Here is a 13,134-nt window from a genome sequence, read left to right as displayed (position 1 = left end):
AGGCGTGATCCGCGACCTCGACGCCCTGCGCACTTTCGTCGCCATCGCCACGCTGGGCAATTTCGCGCGGGCGTCGGACAAATTGTCGATCTCGCGCGCCATGGCGAGCAAGCGCGTCGCCGATCTCGAAGCCGAACTCGGCGTCAAGCTGATCAATCGCACCACCCGCGCCATGAGCCTCACCGAGGCCGGACGCAAATTATTTTCGGCCGCCGAAACCATGTTCGGCCTCCTGGAGAGCGTCGAGGAGGAGATTCATTCGGCGACGGCGGTTCCGCGCGGGCTGTTGCGCGTCAATGCGCCGATGTCCTTCGGAATCCGCTGCCTCAGCCCGATCATCGACGCTTTTTTGCAAGAGAACGAGCAGGTCAGCGTCCAACTCACGCTCGACGACCGGGTGGTCGATATTGTCGAGGAAGGCTATGACGTCGCCATCCGCATCCGCAATCTCGGCGATTCAAGCCTCACGGCGCGGCGCCTCGCGCCAACGCGCATGGCGGTCTGCGCCGCGCCGGCCTATCTCGAACGTCATGGCAAGCCTGAGCGCCCGCAGGACCTGATCGGCCACGACTGCCTCGTCTACGATTATCTCGCGCGGCAAAATATCTGGAACTTTTCGCGCGAGGGCGAAAGCGCCGACATCAGGGTGAGCGGCCGGCTGCACAGCAATAATGGCGACGTCCTGGTCCAGGCGGCGGTGGATGGAATCGGCATCATGCTGGCGCCGACCTTCATCGCCTATCAGGCCCTGCGCTCGGGCGCGCTGCTGCCGATTCTGCCCGAATGGCGCGCGGGCGAGCCTTCGCTCTATGCGGTCATGCCGCCGGGGCGGGTCGATGTGCTCAAGGTGCGCCGCTTTGTCGAACATCTCGCCAAGGCGATCGGCAAGGTGCCTTTTTGGGACAAGGATTTGCCGCTCGCGCCCGCATGAAGCTCTTACCGGCGTCAGCGGCGTGGCGCGCAGCGGACGCGAATGGGCTAAAATCCGGGGTGTTGTATGATCCCGGGCGGTATGAACCGCGCCAACTCGGCCTCCGACATATCGCTTGAATAGCGCGCCCGAATGACTTCATACTTCGCCTGATCGGCCTCGTTCCAACGCATCTCGAATCTCCCAAAGTTGTTGCAAACCAAAGGAGTCAAGGGCCGCGAGGCCCCTCAACCAATTTCAGGTCAGGCTCTTACTGCGCGTCATTGCGACTGGGGAATCCGCCATGCAGCACAATGATCTTTCCCGGCATCTCGCGCTGTGGCGCGATGGCGTTCAGAACGAACTGACGTTCTGGGACAACTGGTTTGCTACAAAAGGCGACCAATGGCCCGATGACTTCCGGTCCCGCCTTGATCCAACGAGAGAAATCCATACCGATCTGATGGCTGGCTTAACAGGCACGCGCGTGCTTGATGTCGGCGCCGGGCCGATGACGAAGCTCGGTTCATGTTACCAGGGCAGACGACTTGATCTTGTAGCATGTGACCCGTTGGCGCCGTTCTATGATAAAATCGCCGCACGCTATGGCGTTACGCGGCCCGTGCCTACGCAGTTCGGATTTGCCGAATACCTTTCCGCGTTCTTTCCGCCGGACTCGTTCGATCTTGTTCATTGCAGCAACGCGCTTGACCATTCCTTTGATCCGGTCCGCAGCATCGAGGAGATGCTGATCGTGGCAAAGCCGGGTGGCCGCATCCTGCTTTCGCACGTCAGGAACGAGGGCGAGTCAGGCAATTATGAGGGGTTGCACCAATGGAACTTCGACGCAGATGGAGAGGACTTCGTGATCTGGAACCGCTCGATCCGCGTTAACGCCAGCCAGCAGTTTGCGTCCTATGCCAACTTCAGCGTTGACACGTCCGGCGCGCGCTGGATGACAGTCCGGATCGGCAAAAAGCGCGCCCCTCCGATGACGCCAATTGTGGAGCGGCTACGGGAGTTGCTGGGCGCAATGGTTCTGGCGTCCGCTTCTATGGAATAGTTGCGCTCGCACTCGGTGGCGTCGCCTGCGCCGTCTGCGGATTGGCGCCGGCGTCCAGGGCGGCAGACGTGCACCCGTCAGGAGTACTCCTCGATAATCACAAAGCCACAGCGCACGTTACGAACAACTGAAGATGGGGCAACGTAAGACCGTCACGGGCCTCATCAATAAAGTCTACTTCGAGCCGGAAACAGACCATTTAGCGATGCTCGCTTTCCGCCGCAGGGAGGTCTTCAACGCGTCTGACTGTAGGTCGGATTGGGGTCGGAACCGGAGATTCAAACCGGGACGGGATCGACGCGCCGCCGCGTCGGCGCCAAAAGGTCGATCGCCGGGCCCTTGGGGATGATGCCGGTCGGATTGATGGTGCGGTGGCTCCCGTAATAATGGGTCTTGATCTGGTCGAGCCGCACCGTCTCGGCGATCCCCGGCGCCTGATAGAGGGCGCGGGTGAAATCCCATAATTCGGGATAATCGGCGATGCGCTGGCGGTTGCATTTGAAATGGCCGACATAGACCGCGTCGAAGCGGATCAAAGTGGTGAACAGCCGCCAGTCGGCCTCGGTCGGATGCTCGCCGGCCAGAAAGGCGCGGCCGTTCAGGCGCAGCTCCAGCGCGTCGAGCGCGGCGAAAAGCGCGTCGAAGGCTTCGTCATAGGCCGCCTGGCTGGTGGCGAAGCCTGCGCGATAGACGCCATTGTTGATCGCCGGATAGATCATGTCGTTGAGCGCGTCGATTTCCGCCGCGAGTTCCGGCGGGCGCAGCAGCGGCCCGCGCGCGCCCGGCCAGGCGTCGAACATGCGGATGATCTCGGCGGATTCGTTGTTGACGATGGTTTTCCGCTCACGGTCCCACAAAACCGGCACGGTCACCCGGCCGGTATAGGCGGCCTCGGCTTTGGCATAGACCTCCCAGAGGAAGCGCGCGCCATTGACCGGGTCGGCGCCCTGGGCAAAAGTCCAGCCGTGCTCGAGCATCAGCGGCTCGACAAAGGAGACGCTGATCGCGTCTTCGAGGCCCTTGAGCTTGCGGGTGATCAGGGTCCGATGCGCCCAGGGACAAGCCCAGGACACGTAGAGATGATAGCGTCCGGCCTGGGGCGCGAACGGCCCCTCCGCCGAAATCCGGCCATGGAATTGAGTCGCCGGACGCTGGAAGGCGCCGCCGGTCGCGGCGGTGTCATACCAGATGTCGCGCCAGACGCCTTCGACCATCATGCCCATGGGAGCCTCCTTTTCCGGCGGCGGTCAGGCCGCCGCCTTCATGGTTTCGACCGTCTCTTCAATGTCTTTCGTGGCCGCCGCCACCGCGGTCTCCATCGCTTGCGGTCCCATGGCCAGACGTTCGGCGCGGATGAAGGTTACGTCGGTAATGCCCATGAACCACAGAAGGGTGCGCAGATGCGGTTCCTGCGAATCCATCGCCTTGGCCGGGCCGTCGGAGAAGAAGCCGCCACGGCTCAGAATGACGATGGCGCGCTTGCCGGTCAAAAGGCCTTTGGGTCCGCCTTCGCCATATTTGAACGTGACGCCGGGGTGAAGAACATAGTCGAACCAGGCCTTCAGTGACGAGGCGATTCCGAAATTATACATGGGCGCGCCGATGACCAGGATGTCGGCGGCCTTAAGTTCGTCCACCAGTTCCGTCGACAAGGCGCGGGCCGCGATCTGATCCTCGGTGATCGCGTCGCCGCGAATGCCCGAAATGGCGGCGCCGTCGAGATGCGGAATGGGCGTGGCGGCGAGATCGCGCGTGACGACGCGGCTGCCCGGTTCGCCCTGCGCGAGGCTCGCGACCGTCTGATCGACCAGCTTGCTGGAGATGGCGTTTTCGCGGGAAAGGCTGCTGTGAATGGCGAGAATGCTGGACATTGGAATTCTCCCGAATGACGTTGACGGGAGAAGGCTAGGCCCTTCGGACGGAAGAGATAATCGGCGAATTTCTGACATGACTGTTTTATCTTAGAAGACAATCGTGGGGCAAATTTGTTCAATAATAAGAAACAGTGTTGCCTGTTTTTGCTAAATTGTTTTCCCACGGCGACAGGGCGATGTTTCGGTTCAGCGGACGAGGACGTCCGACGCCAAACCGGAGAAACCCCATGTCGCTCGCTTTTTCCTCAGCTTCGTCTTCCCGCCGCGTGATCCCGGCGGTCGCCCCGATCACCCAGGCGCTTTCGCCCTTCGCCGAACCGATGGTTCGCGTGACGGCGGGCCTGCTTCTCATGCCGCATGGCGCGCAAAAACTGTTCGGCCTGTTCGGCGGCTATGGGCTGGAGGCGACCGGCCAGTTCTTCGCGACCAAGCTCGGCCTGCCGCCCTCGCTTGCCCTCGTCGCCGGTGGAATTGAATTCTTCGGCGGGCTGTTCCTCGCCCTCGGTCTGCTGACGCGGCCGGTCGCGGCGCTCGTCGTCGGCCTGATGAGCGTGGCGGTTCTCGCCGTCCACCTCGGCAACGGCTTCTTCTGGACCAGCGGCGGCTTCGAATATCCCCTGCTGTGGGGGATCGTGGCCCTCAGCTTCGTCATTCGCGGCGCCGGCGCGTTTTCGCTCGACGCCCTCATCGGCCGGGAATTCTGACCGGCCCCAACTCAGGAGATCATCATGGCTTTGACATTGAGACGGTCGGCTGACCGGGGTCACGCCGATTTCGGATGGCTCGACAGCCGCCACACTTTCTCGTTCGGCGAATATTTCGACCCGCGCCACATGGGCTTCGGCCCGCTGCGCGTCATCAACGACGACCGCGTGGCGCCGGGAGCGGGCTTTCCGACTCACCCGCACCGGGACATGGAAATCATCTCCTATGTGCTGGAAGGCGGGCTCGAACATAAGGACACGCTGGGGACGACTTCGGTCATCCGCCCAGGCGACGTCCAGCGCATGTCGGCGGGGACGGGCGTTCGTCACAGCGAATATAATGCGTCCGACGTCGAGCCGGTCCATTTCCTGCAAATTTGGATCATTCCGGAGCGGGAGGGCCTGAAGCCCGGCTATGAGCAGAAGAGCTTCGCGGACGCCGAAAAGCGCGATCGCCTGCGCCTCGTCGCCTCGCGCGACGGACGCGACGGCTCGCTGACCGTCCATCGCGACGTCGATCTCTTTGTGACGCGGCTCTCGGCCGGCAAAGCCGTCACCCATGAGATCGCCGCCGGGCGCGGCGCCTGGGTCCATGCGGCGCGCGGATCGCTCACGCTCAACGGCGAGGCGATTGCGGCCGGAGACGGCGTCTCGCTCGTCGGACCGGCGACGCTGACTCTGCGCGCGGAAGAGGAATCCGAGGCCCTCCTGTTCGATATGGCCCCGACCAATCCCGCGGCGCAATAGGCCTCGCAAATCATGGCGGGCGCGTTCCGGCGCGCCCGCGCAACTCATCGGGCTTCGTTCAGCCGCGATTCGATGCGCCGGTCGGGAATGAGCCAGATCGCCGCGACGGCGACATAGAACAGGCAGCCGATCCAGGGGTGCAAACAGGCGCCGGCTATCCCAAGCACATAGAGCACGTTCGACGTCCAGCCCTTGACGTCGCGGCCGATCGCGGCGTGCAGCAGCGTCCTGCCGTCCTGCGCCCGCAGCAGCGTCATGACCAGAATCGAATAGGCGACCGCGGCGCCGAGCAGCACGATTCCATATAGCGCCACCGGATCGCGCGCGAACTCCGTGTCGCTGGCCCAGGCGGTGACGAAAGGCAGGAGCGACAGCCAGAACAAAAGATGGATATTGGCCCAGAGCGTCGCGCCATTCACCTTTTCGACCAGGAGGAAGAGGTGGTGATGGTTGTTCCAGTAGATGCCGATATAGACGAAGCTCAGCACATAGGCGAGAAATGTTGGCCACAGCGGCCAGAGATCGACGAAATTCCCGCCGTGCGGCGCCTTCAGCTCGAGCACCATGATGGTGATGATGATCGCGAGCACGCCATCGGAAAAAGCCTTCAGCCGTTCGCTCGTCACATCGCCCTCCCGCGCCACGCCGCCATTACCCTAAAGCATCGGGCCGAAGGAACAAAACGACACGGCGCCGAGAAAGCTTGCGGCGGCCGCGCGCATTTCGTCCATACTCTTTATTTTTCAATATGATACACCTGTCATAGAAAAGCCGCGCTTGTCTTGACAGGGGGCGGGAGCCTCAATATGGTGCGCGCGGTTCAAAAAGGGCGGGATGGCTCCATCCCTTCAGTCCGGTTCCGCATCGGGCATCGTCCGTACGACCTCCAGCATGCAGCGGCGGCCGCGATGAAAGAGCGGCGCCCGCCCCAAGCCGCGCCCGCGGGCGCCATGGTTCGCGAAAACCATGACTTTGGGGAAAGGCGATGGGAGACAGTCCGGAAGACCCAGATGACTTGAAGGCGCGGCTCGCCAGGCTGGCGACCGACCTTCAGGCTCGACGCGACTCCATACGCGAGGAGGAGCGCAAGGCGGAAGCGGCTTCGTCCGACAAAGGCCTTGGGCAGGCGATGAGCCTTGGCTTTCGCGTGCTGTCGGAAGTCGTGGGCGGAGTCGCGGTCGGGGCCGTGCTGGGCTGGCAGTTCGACGCCTGGCTCGGCACAAGTCCGGCGCTGCTGATCCTGTTCGTGGGATTGGGCGTCGCCGCAGGATTCTGGAATGTCTATCGCCTCGCGGCCGGGCCGACGAGGCGGCGCGACCGCTAAGGCGCCGCGCGATCATTGAGGATGGCGGGGCATCCCGCGGAAAATGAAGGGTAGATCATGTCGGAAGCGGCGTCCGTGATGGATCCGATCCATCAGTTCCATATCAAAGTCCTAGCGCCGCTGAGCCTCGGCGGCGTCGACGCGTCCTTCACCAACGCCTCGCTCTTCATGGTGGTCATCCTCGCTCTGATCGCCTTCGTCATGGTGGCGGGCACCTCGGGCGAGCACATCATTCCCAACCGGCTCCAGACGCTCGCCGAAATGTGCTACGAATTCGTGGCGAGCATGATACGGCAGACCGCCGGCGACGCCGGCATGCGTTTCTTCCCCTTCATCTTCTCGGTCTTCATGTTCGTTGCTTTCGCGAACCTGATCGGCCTCGTCCCCTATACTTTCACGGTCACCAGCCAGATCGTCGTGACCTTCGCCTTCTCCACCTTCATCATATTGCTGGTGCTCGGCTACGGCTTCTACAAGCACGGAACGCATTTCATCAATCTCTTCGTTCCGTCGGGCGTGCCTGCGCTCCTACTGCCCTTCGTGGTGCTGATCGAGATCATCTCCTTCGCCGTGCGGCCGATCACCCTCTCGGTTCGTCTCTTCGGCAACATGCTCGCCGGCCACATCACCCTCAAGATTTTCGGCGCCTTCGTGGTCATGCTGGCCGGCGGCGGCGTCTATGCGCTGATCGCGCCCCTGCCCTTCATCGGCATCGTTCTCTTGACCGCGTTCGAACTGCTGGTCGCTTTCCTTCAGGCGTATGTCTTCGCCATCCTCACTTGCGTCTATCTCAACGACGCAATTCACCCGGGCCACTGATAAATCGCCTCAACAACAAATAGTCGCCCATCAAAATGAAAATGGAGTTCTAAGATGGATCCTGTTGCAGCCAAATATGTCGGCGCCGGTCTCGCGGGCATCGGCATGGGCGCCGCCGCCATCGGCGTCGGCATCATTTTCGGCAATTTCCTCTCCGGCGCGCTGCGCAATCCGTCCGCCGCCGACGGCCAGTTCGGCCGCGCCTTCATCGGCGCCGCCCTTTCCGAAGGTCTCGGCATTTTCGCCTTCCTCGTTGCGATCATTCTTCTCTTCGTGAAGTAATCGCGCTTCGCGCCGGCGGCGAAAGCCGGCGCGACTTTCGTCCCGACAAATTAGGATCGACCCATGGCTCACGACGCAGAAGGGCTCCATACCGGCACAATGGTTCCCGGCGCTCCCGCGCACGAGCAATCCTTCCCGCCCTTCGACCCGAACAATTTCGCGGCGGAGCTCATCTGGCTGGCGATCACCTTCGGCGCGATCTATTTCTTGATGTCCAGGATCGCACTGCCGCGCGTCACCAAGATTCTCGCGGCCCGCAAGGACAAGATCGATTCGGATCTCGCCGCCGCCGCCAAGGCGCAGGAGGATGCGGTCGCCGCCGCCGCCGCGCATGAAAAGACCCTGGCCGAGGCCAAGGACAAGGCGCAGGCCATGGGCCAGGCCGCCCATGCCGAAGTCCAGGCGAAAAACGACGCCCGCCGCGCCACGCTCGAATCCGAGCTGAACGCCAAGCTCGCCGCCGCCGAAGAGCAGATCGCCGCGACCAAGACGGCCGCCATGGCCAATGTCGATTCGATCGCGACCGACGCCGCCCAGGCGATCTTGCAACATCTCACCGGCAAGCCCGCCGACCCGGCCGCCGTCGCGGCCGCGATCGCCGCGTCGAAAAACGGCTGAAGGAGCGCAATATGGACGCGGAATTCATCGTCGCCATCGGCTTCATCGTTTTCGTGATGATCCTCGGCTATCTAGGCGTGCACACCAAGCTCGGCGCCGCGCTCGACGCCCGGATCGACAAGGTCAAGGACGAGCTTTCCGAAGCCGCTCGCCTGCGCGCCGAAGCCCAGGCCCTGATGCAGAGCTTCGCCGCCAAGACCGCCGAAGCGGAGGCCCAGGCCCGTTCGATCGTCGAACAGGCCAAGGCCGAAGCCGAAGCCTTGTCCAAGGAAGCCCAGGCGCGCATCGAGGAATATGTCGCCCGCCGCACCAAACAGGCCGAGGAAAAGATCGCCCAGGCCGAGGCGCAGGCGGCGGCCGACGTGCGCTCGGCGGCCGTCGATTCGGCAATCAAGGCCGCTGAAAACATCCTGAAGTCCGGAGCTGCCGACAGCGCAACTTTCGTCGAACAGGGCATCGCCAGCGTCAAATCGCTGATGAATTGAGGCCTGTTTTCAACGCAGGATAGTGATCAGCCGGGGCTTGCGCCCCGGCTTTTCTTTGCGATGCGGAATAGATTTCTGGACGCTCCAGATTTTGTTCGGGGAAAAAAATTAAACCTTGGTCGCACTCAAGGCGGCGCTCTGGCTTTCCCAAGAAAATCGTGCTTTTGTGCCGTCGCGGCCAAATTCGGCGCGCCGTTCTTTCGATCGGCGGCGACGCGCGCGAACCGCTTGAAAAAAAAACGAGCGTCGGGACGAGGCTTGGCGTTCCGTACGAGGTTAGCCTGCGCATTCTCGCCCATCGGCGCAGGCGATTTTGAGGGGTCAGACATGAAAAAATCAGCAATTTGCTTGGCTTTGGGCTTGGCTTTGGCGCCGACCGCCGGTTCGGCTCAGGTCATGATCCAAATGGAAAAGATCACCTGCGGCGACGCCGTCGCCATGCCGCCTGACGATCAGCTCATGATCGAAGCCTGGATGAGCGGCTGGTACAACCAGAAGCTGGGCTATACCTCGGTCGATCTGGACGCCTTCGCCCGCAACGCGGACAACATCATGAAATATTGCGCCGCGCACCCGAAGGACCAGCTGATGGGCGTCATTCAGGCCGCCGTCAACCAGATGCAGAAGAAGCAGTGATCCGCATCCAGCCATCGGGAGAAAAAAACATGAAATCCAAACTGATTCTCGCGGCCGCGATGCTCGCCTTCGCCGCGCCGGCCGCCAAGGCCCAGGTCGTCGTCGACATGTCGCTCATCACCTGCGGCCAGTACATGAAGGCGCCGGAGGCCAGAAAGGCGCTTATTTCCTCGTGGATGAGCGGCTATTACATGTCGTCGAAGAATCTGCTCAACGTCGACATGCGCTATGTGAAGCGCAATCACGAGGTCATCGACAAATATTGCAAGCGGCACCCCAAAGAGACGCTGATGCAGGCGATCGCGAAGAACGCGAAATAAAAGGCTCCAGCGTTCGAGCCCTTCCGCCCCCTCGGCGCCGCCGAGGGGGCTTTCCTTTTTCGGCGCGGCGCCGGTTCAGCCCGTGTTTCGCAAGCCGGCGGCGATACCGTTGATGGCGATGAGAATGCCGACCCTCGCCTTATGGTCGATGAGGCCGGAGCGCCAGCGCCGCAGCAATTCCGCCTGGAGATAGTTCAAGGGCGCAATATAGGGAAAGCGGTGGGCGATCGAACGGGCAAGCGCCGGATTGTCCGCAAGCCTCCCGTCATGGCCGGTAGCGATTTCCAACGCCGCGATCGTGCGGCGCCATTCCGCCTCGATCGCCGTGAAAATCCGCTCGGCCGCCTCGCGGTCGGGGACGAGATCGGCGTAACGCCGGGCGATTTCGAGATCGGCTTTCGCCAGAACCATGTCCATATTGGACAGAAGCGCCGCGAAAAACGGCCATTCCTTGCCCATGCGGCGCAGAAGGGCCCGCCGCGCCTCATGGTCCTCGCGCAAAAAACCCTCGACCGCCGCGCCGAAGCCGAACCAGCCCGGAAGAGCGACGCGGCTCTGCCCCCAGGAAAAGCTCCAGGGAATGGCGCGCAAATCCTCGATCCGCCGTGTCGCCTTGCGCGAGGCCGGGCGCGAGCCGATGTTCAGCTCCGCGATCTCGGCGATGGGCGTGGCGGCGTAGAAATAGTCGACGAAACCCGGCGTCTCATAGACGAGCCCGCGATAGGCCTTCATCGACAGACGCGACAATTCTTCCGCCGCCTCGAGGAATTCCGCCGGCGCCTCACTGCCGTCCAGCAGGAGGCTCGCTTCGAGATTGGCGGCCATCAAGGTCTCGAGATTGCGCCGGCCGATGGAGGGATTGGCGTATTTGGCGTTGATCACCTCCCCCTGTTCGGTGAGGCGGAACTGCCCTCGCACCGTGCCCGGCGGCTGGGCGAGAATGGCCTGGTAGGACGGGCCGCCGCCGCGCCCCACCGTGCCGCCGCGCCCATGGAACAGCCGCATCCTTAAGCCCGGGGTCGAAACGAAGAGAGCCGCCAACGCGGTCGAGGCGCGATAAAGCTCCCAGTTCGATGTCAGATAGCCGCCATCCTTGTTGGAGTCGGAATAGCCGAGCATGACGTCCTGCACCCCGCTGGAGCGCCGGATCAGGTCGGCGATCCCCGGCAGGGAATAGAGCGCGCGCATGATCGATTCGGCGGCGCGCAGATCCTCGATCGTCTCGAACAAAGGCGTCACGATCAGGTCGAGCCGCGCCGACTCGCATTCCGATTCATGCAATGTACCGTGCATCAGGCCGCATTCCTTCTGCAGGACCATGACTTCGAGCAGATCGCTGACGCTTTCGGTATGGCTGATGATGTAATGGCGGATGGTCGCGGCGCCGAAAATTTCCCGCGCGAGACGCGCCGTCTCGAATACCGCCAGCTCGCTGCGCGACGCCTCGGAATAGGCGATGTTCGGCGCCCTTAAGGGGCGCGGATCGGCGAGCAGGCGCAGCAGAAGGGCGACGCGCTCGTCCTCGCTCAAGGCGCTGTAATCGGGAACGATGCGAACGGCCGCCAGCAATTCCTTCAGCACCGCCTCGTGTCGGTCGGAATTCTGGCGCAGATCAGTCGTGGCGAGGTGGAAGCCGAAGACGTCCACCGCCCGGATCAACTGATCGAGCCTTCCCCGCGCCAGGGCGGCGCCATGATGGGCGAGCAGGGATTCGCGCACCACGATCAGGTCGCGGCGCAAGGCCTCGGGGCGTTCATAAGGCGCGCCGGGCGCCGCGGCGTGGCGCGCCGCCTCGCCGCCGGTCAGCGCCGTCAGCGTGCCGGCGAGCCGGGCATAGACGCCGATCAGCGCGCGGCGATAGCTCTCGTCGGCGCGGTGGGGATTGACGTCGCCCGACGCCTCGGCCAAAGCCTCGAGTCCGGCGGAGCAATCCACCAAAGTCCGCGACATCGACAATTCCGCGCCGAGTCGATGAACCTCGAAGAGATAATGGCGTAGAATCGTCTCGGAATGGAGTTTCACCGTGGCGTCGAGCGTCTGGGCGTTCACGTTCGGATTGCCGTCGCGGTCGCCGCCGATCCAATTGCCCATGCGGAAAAAAGGCGCCACGGGGCGCCCGAGCCTGTGTTCGAGATCGGCGTAGAGCTTGGGAATTTCCTGGATGAAGGTCGAGCGGTAATAGAGCAGCGCATTGTCGATCTCGTCGCGGACCGTGAGGCTCGCCGTGCGCAGGATGCGCGTTTGCCAGAGCTGCGCCACCCGCGCGCGGAGCTGGGCCTCGTTCTCGCGCAATTCCGCTGGCGCTCGGCAATGGTCGCGCGCCGCAAGCAGATCGGCGATCCCGCGCTCGGCGTCGAGGGTGCTGCGGCGCTGCACTTCGGTCGGATGGGCGGTCAGAACCGGCGAAACATAGGACTCGCGCAATGTCTGCTCGATGCTGTCCGACGTCACGCCCGCGGCCTCCAGGCGCTCGAAACTATGGGCGAGCCCGCCAGGCTGGGTGCGCGGCTCATGCGCCGCGCGGCGGCGCAGGAAATGACGATCCTCGGCGATATTGGCGAGATGGGAAAAATAGGCGAAGGCGCGGATGACGGACACGGTTTCAGACTGCGTCAGGCTTTGCAGCAGGACGTCGAGCTCGCGCGTCGCGCTGGAGTCGGACCTGCGCTGTCCCTCGACCGAGAGGCGCCGGATTTTCTCGATCCGCTCGTAAATCGCCTCGCCTTCCATCTCGCGCACGGTGTCGCCGAGAATCTGGCCGAGCAGCCTGATGTCCGCGAAAAGTGGCGTCTGTTTTTCCGTCTCGTCCTGCTCCGCCGCTGCTTCCCTCATTGGGTGCTCCGTTCATTCCACACGGCGCCAAGGCCGCTCACCACACTAAAGCCGGCTCCGTCCGGCGCAAATATTCGCCGATGCGCGCGCGGGTCGAAGGCGTCGCGCCTTCCGGCAGCGCATCGAGCGGAAAAAAACCGGATTCGACGATTTCCCAGTCGGGCGCCCGCGGCTTGTCCTGACGCACGTCGCGCACCAGATAAAGCGCGACGTGATCGCGCCGCGAATGGCGCGGGTTGTAATAGAGACCCAGGAGACGCGGCGTCTCCGCCGCCTCCAGCCCGCCTTCCTCGCTCAATTCGCGCAGCAGCGATTCGATCGCCGTCTCTCCGCTCTCTACGCCGCCCCCGGGCAGATGGAAGCCCGGAACATAGCCATGCCGCACCAGAAAGACCCGACCGGCGTCGTCGAGCGCGATCGCGCGGACGCCAAGCGTCATCGGCCGCCCCAAAAGACCTGCGATCCGCTGCCCCTGACGCACGCATTTTTGCCAGAAGGCGATTTCCGACATGACGACTCC

16 protein-coding genes are annotated in these 13,134 nt (G+C 63.1%); 11 read left to right on the top strand and 5 right to left on the bottom strand.

The window, feature by feature from the left end; all coding sequences use genetic code 11:
* Window positions 1–4: 4 nt before the first annotated feature.
* Complete coding sequence (locus K2U94_RS06580) at window positions 5–931, top strand: LysR family transcriptional regulator (protein ID WP_243066442.1); 927 nt, start codon at window positions 5–7, stop codon at window positions 929–931.
* A gap of 283 nt (window positions 932–1,214) precedes the next feature.
* Window positions 1,215–1,973: a class I SAM-dependent methyltransferase gene (locus tag K2U94_RS06575; RefSeq protein WP_243066441.1), complete on the top strand. Its 759-nt coding sequence runs from the start codon at window positions 1,215–1,217 to the stop codon at window positions 1,971–1,973.
* A 278-nt stretch (window positions 1,974–2,251) separates the two neighbouring features.
* On the opposite strand, the gene K2U94_RS06570 is transcribed toward K2U94_RS06575, so the two are convergent.
* Window positions 2,252–3,196, bottom strand: a complete 945-nt coding sequence (locus tag K2U94_RS06570) for a glutathione S-transferase family protein (RefSeq protein ID WP_243066440.1) — start codon at window positions 3,194–3,196, stop codon at window positions 2,252–2,254.
* A 24-nt stretch (window positions 3,197–3,220) separates the two neighbouring features.
* Entirely contained in the window at window positions 3,221–3,844 is a 624-nt protein-coding gene (locus K2U94_RS06565) for an FMN-dependent NADH-azoreductase (RefSeq protein WP_243066439.1), read from the bottom strand.
* 230 nt (window positions 3,845–4,074) lie between these two features.
* On the opposite strand from K2U94_RS06565, the gene K2U94_RS06560 reads away from it, so the two are divergent.
* Entirely contained in the window at window positions 4,075–4,551 is a 477-nt protein-coding gene (locus K2U94_RS06560; RefSeq protein ID WP_243066438.1) for a DoxX family protein, read from the top strand.
* Between the two features lie 24 nt (window positions 4,552–4,575).
* The gene (locus tag K2U94_RS06555; protein WP_243066437.1) at window positions 4,576–5,298 is read left to right on the top strand and encodes a pirin family protein; all 723 of its coding nucleotides are present in this window, start codon (window positions 4,576–4,578) and stop codon (window positions 5,296–5,298) included.
* 44 nt (window positions 5,299–5,342) lie between these two features.
* On the opposite strand, the gene K2U94_RS06550 is transcribed toward K2U94_RS06555, so the two are convergent.
* Window positions 5,343–5,924 carry a TMEM175 family protein gene (locus K2U94_RS06550; RefSeq protein WP_243066436.1) on the bottom strand — a complete coding sequence of 194 codons (582 nt, stop codon included), beginning with the start codon at window positions 5,922–5,924 and terminating at the stop codon, window positions 5,343–5,345.
* Between the two features lie 359 nt (window positions 5,925–6,283).
* On the opposite strand from K2U94_RS06550, the gene K2U94_RS06545 reads away from it, so the two are divergent.
* The 7 genes from K2U94_RS06545 to K2U94_RS06515 all read left to right on the top strand — a co-directional run bounded on the left by K2U94_RS06545 (window position 6,284) and on the right by K2U94_RS06515 (window position 9,782).
* Window positions 6,284–6,622: an AtpZ/AtpI family protein gene (locus K2U94_RS06545; RefSeq protein WP_243066435.1), complete on the top strand. Its 339-nt coding sequence runs from the start codon at window positions 6,284–6,286 to the stop codon at window positions 6,620–6,622.
* Window positions 6,623–6,679: 57 nt separating this feature from the next.
* On the top strand, window positions 6,680–7,441 hold the full coding sequence (locus tag K2U94_RS06540) for a F0F1 ATP synthase subunit A (protein ID WP_243066434.1): 762 nt from the start codon (window positions 6,680–6,682) through the stop codon (window positions 7,439–7,441).
* 54 nt (window positions 7,442–7,495) lie between these two features.
* Window positions 7,496–7,723 (top strand): F0F1 ATP synthase subunit C, encoded by a 228-nt coding sequence (locus tag K2U94_RS06535; protein WP_243066433.1) that lies wholly within the window; start codon window positions 7,496–7,498, stop codon window positions 7,721–7,723.
* Window positions 7,724–7,786: 63 nt separating this feature from the next.
* The gene (locus K2U94_RS06530) at window positions 7,787–8,341 is read left to right on the top strand and encodes a F0F1 ATP synthase subunit B family protein (RefSeq protein ID WP_243066432.1); all 555 of its coding nucleotides are present in this window, start codon (window positions 7,787–7,789) and stop codon (window positions 8,339–8,341) included.
* Window positions 8,342–8,352: 11 nt separating this feature from the next.
* Window positions 8,353–8,826: a F0F1 ATP synthase subunit B family protein gene (locus K2U94_RS06525; RefSeq protein WP_243066431.1), complete on the top strand. Its 474-nt coding sequence runs from the start codon at window positions 8,353–8,355 to the stop codon at window positions 8,824–8,826.
* A gap of 327 nt (window positions 8,827–9,153) precedes the next feature.
* The gene (locus K2U94_RS06520) at window positions 9,154–9,462 is read left to right on the top strand and encodes an HdeA/HdeB family chaperone (RefSeq protein ID WP_243066430.1); all 309 of its coding nucleotides are present in this window, start codon (window positions 9,154–9,156) and stop codon (window positions 9,460–9,462) included.
* A 29-nt stretch (window positions 9,463–9,491) separates the two neighbouring features.
* Window positions 9,492–9,782, top strand: a complete 291-nt coding sequence (locus tag K2U94_RS06515; protein ID WP_243066429.1) for an HdeA/HdeB family chaperone — start codon at window positions 9,492–9,494, stop codon at window positions 9,780–9,782.
* 75 nt (window positions 9,783–9,857) lie between these two features.
* Here K2U94_RS06515 and ppc read toward each other — a convergent pair whose 3' ends face one another.
* Window positions 9,858–12,614 (bottom strand): phosphoenolpyruvate carboxylase, encoded by a 2,757-nt coding sequence (ppc, locus tag K2U94_RS06510; protein WP_243066428.1) that lies wholly within the window; start codon window positions 12,612–12,614, stop codon window positions 9,858–9,860.
* 37 nt (window positions 12,615–12,651) lie between these two features.
* Window positions 12,652–13,125 carry an NUDIX domain-containing protein gene (locus tag K2U94_RS06505; RefSeq protein WP_243066427.1) on the bottom strand — a complete coding sequence of 158 codons (474 nt, stop codon included), beginning with the start codon at window positions 13,123–13,125 and terminating at the stop codon, window positions 12,652–12,654.
* Between the last annotated feature and the right edge of the window lie 9 nt (window positions 13,126–13,134).

The organism is Candidatus Rhodoblastus alkanivorans (assembly GCF_022760755.1).
GTDB lineage: Bacteria > Pseudomonadota > Alphaproteobacteria > Rhizobiales > Beijerinckiaceae > Rhodoblastus > Rhodoblastus alkanivorans.
Note: the sequence above shows the minus strand (reverse complement) of the source record. Positions and strands in the feature narration are given on the sequence as shown.

Coding starts and splice junctions, on each gene's coding strand:
- K2U94_RS06575 (WP_243066441.1), top strand. CDS start 1,215: ATGCAGCACAATGATCTTTCCCGGCATCTCGCGCTGTGGCGCGATGGC.
- K2U94_RS06570 (WP_243066440.1), bottom strand. CDS start 3,196: ATGGGCATGATGGTCGAAGGCGTCTGGCGCGACATCTGGTATGACACC.
- K2U94_RS06565 (WP_243066439.1), bottom strand. CDS start 3,844: ATGTCCAGCATTCTCGCCATTCACAGCAGCCTTTCCCGCGAAAACGCC.
- K2U94_RS06560 (WP_243066438.1), top strand. CDS start 4,075: ATGTCGCTCGCTTTTTCCTCAGCTTCGTCTTCCCGCCGCGTGATCCCG.
- K2U94_RS06555 (WP_243066437.1), top strand. CDS start 4,576: ATGGCTTTGACATTGAGACGGTCGGCTGACCGGGGTCACGCCGATTTC.
- K2U94_RS06545 (WP_243066435.1), top strand. CDS start 6,284: ATGGGAGACAGTCCGGAAGACCCAGATGACTTGAAGGCGCGGCTCGCC.
- K2U94_RS06540 (WP_243066434.1), top strand. CDS start 6,680: ATGTCGGAAGCGGCGTCCGTGATGGATCCGATCCATCAGTTCCATATC.
- K2U94_RS06535 (WP_243066433.1), top strand. CDS start 7,496: ATGGATCCTGTTGCAGCCAAATATGTCGGCGCCGGTCTCGCGGGCATC.
- K2U94_RS06530 (WP_243066432.1), top strand. CDS start 7,787: ATGGCTCACGACGCAGAAGGGCTCCATACCGGCACAATGGTTCCCGGC.
- K2U94_RS06525 (WP_243066431.1), top strand. CDS start 8,353: ATGGACGCGGAATTCATCGTCGCCATCGGCTTCATCGTTTTCGTGATG.
- K2U94_RS06520 (WP_243066430.1), top strand. CDS start 9,154: ATGAAAAAATCAGCAATTTGCTTGGCTTTGGGCTTGGCTTTGGCGCCG.
- K2U94_RS06515 (WP_243066429.1), top strand. CDS start 9,492: ATGAAATCCAAACTGATTCTCGCGGCCGCGATGCTCGCCTTCGCCGCG.
- ppc (WP_243066428.1), bottom strand. CDS start 12,614: ATGAGGGAAGCAGCGGCGGAGCAGGACGAGACGGAAAAACAGACGCCA.
- K2U94_RS06505 (WP_243066427.1), bottom strand. CDS start 13,125: ATGTCGGAAATCGCCTTCTGGCAAAAATGCGTGCGTCAGGGGCAGCGG.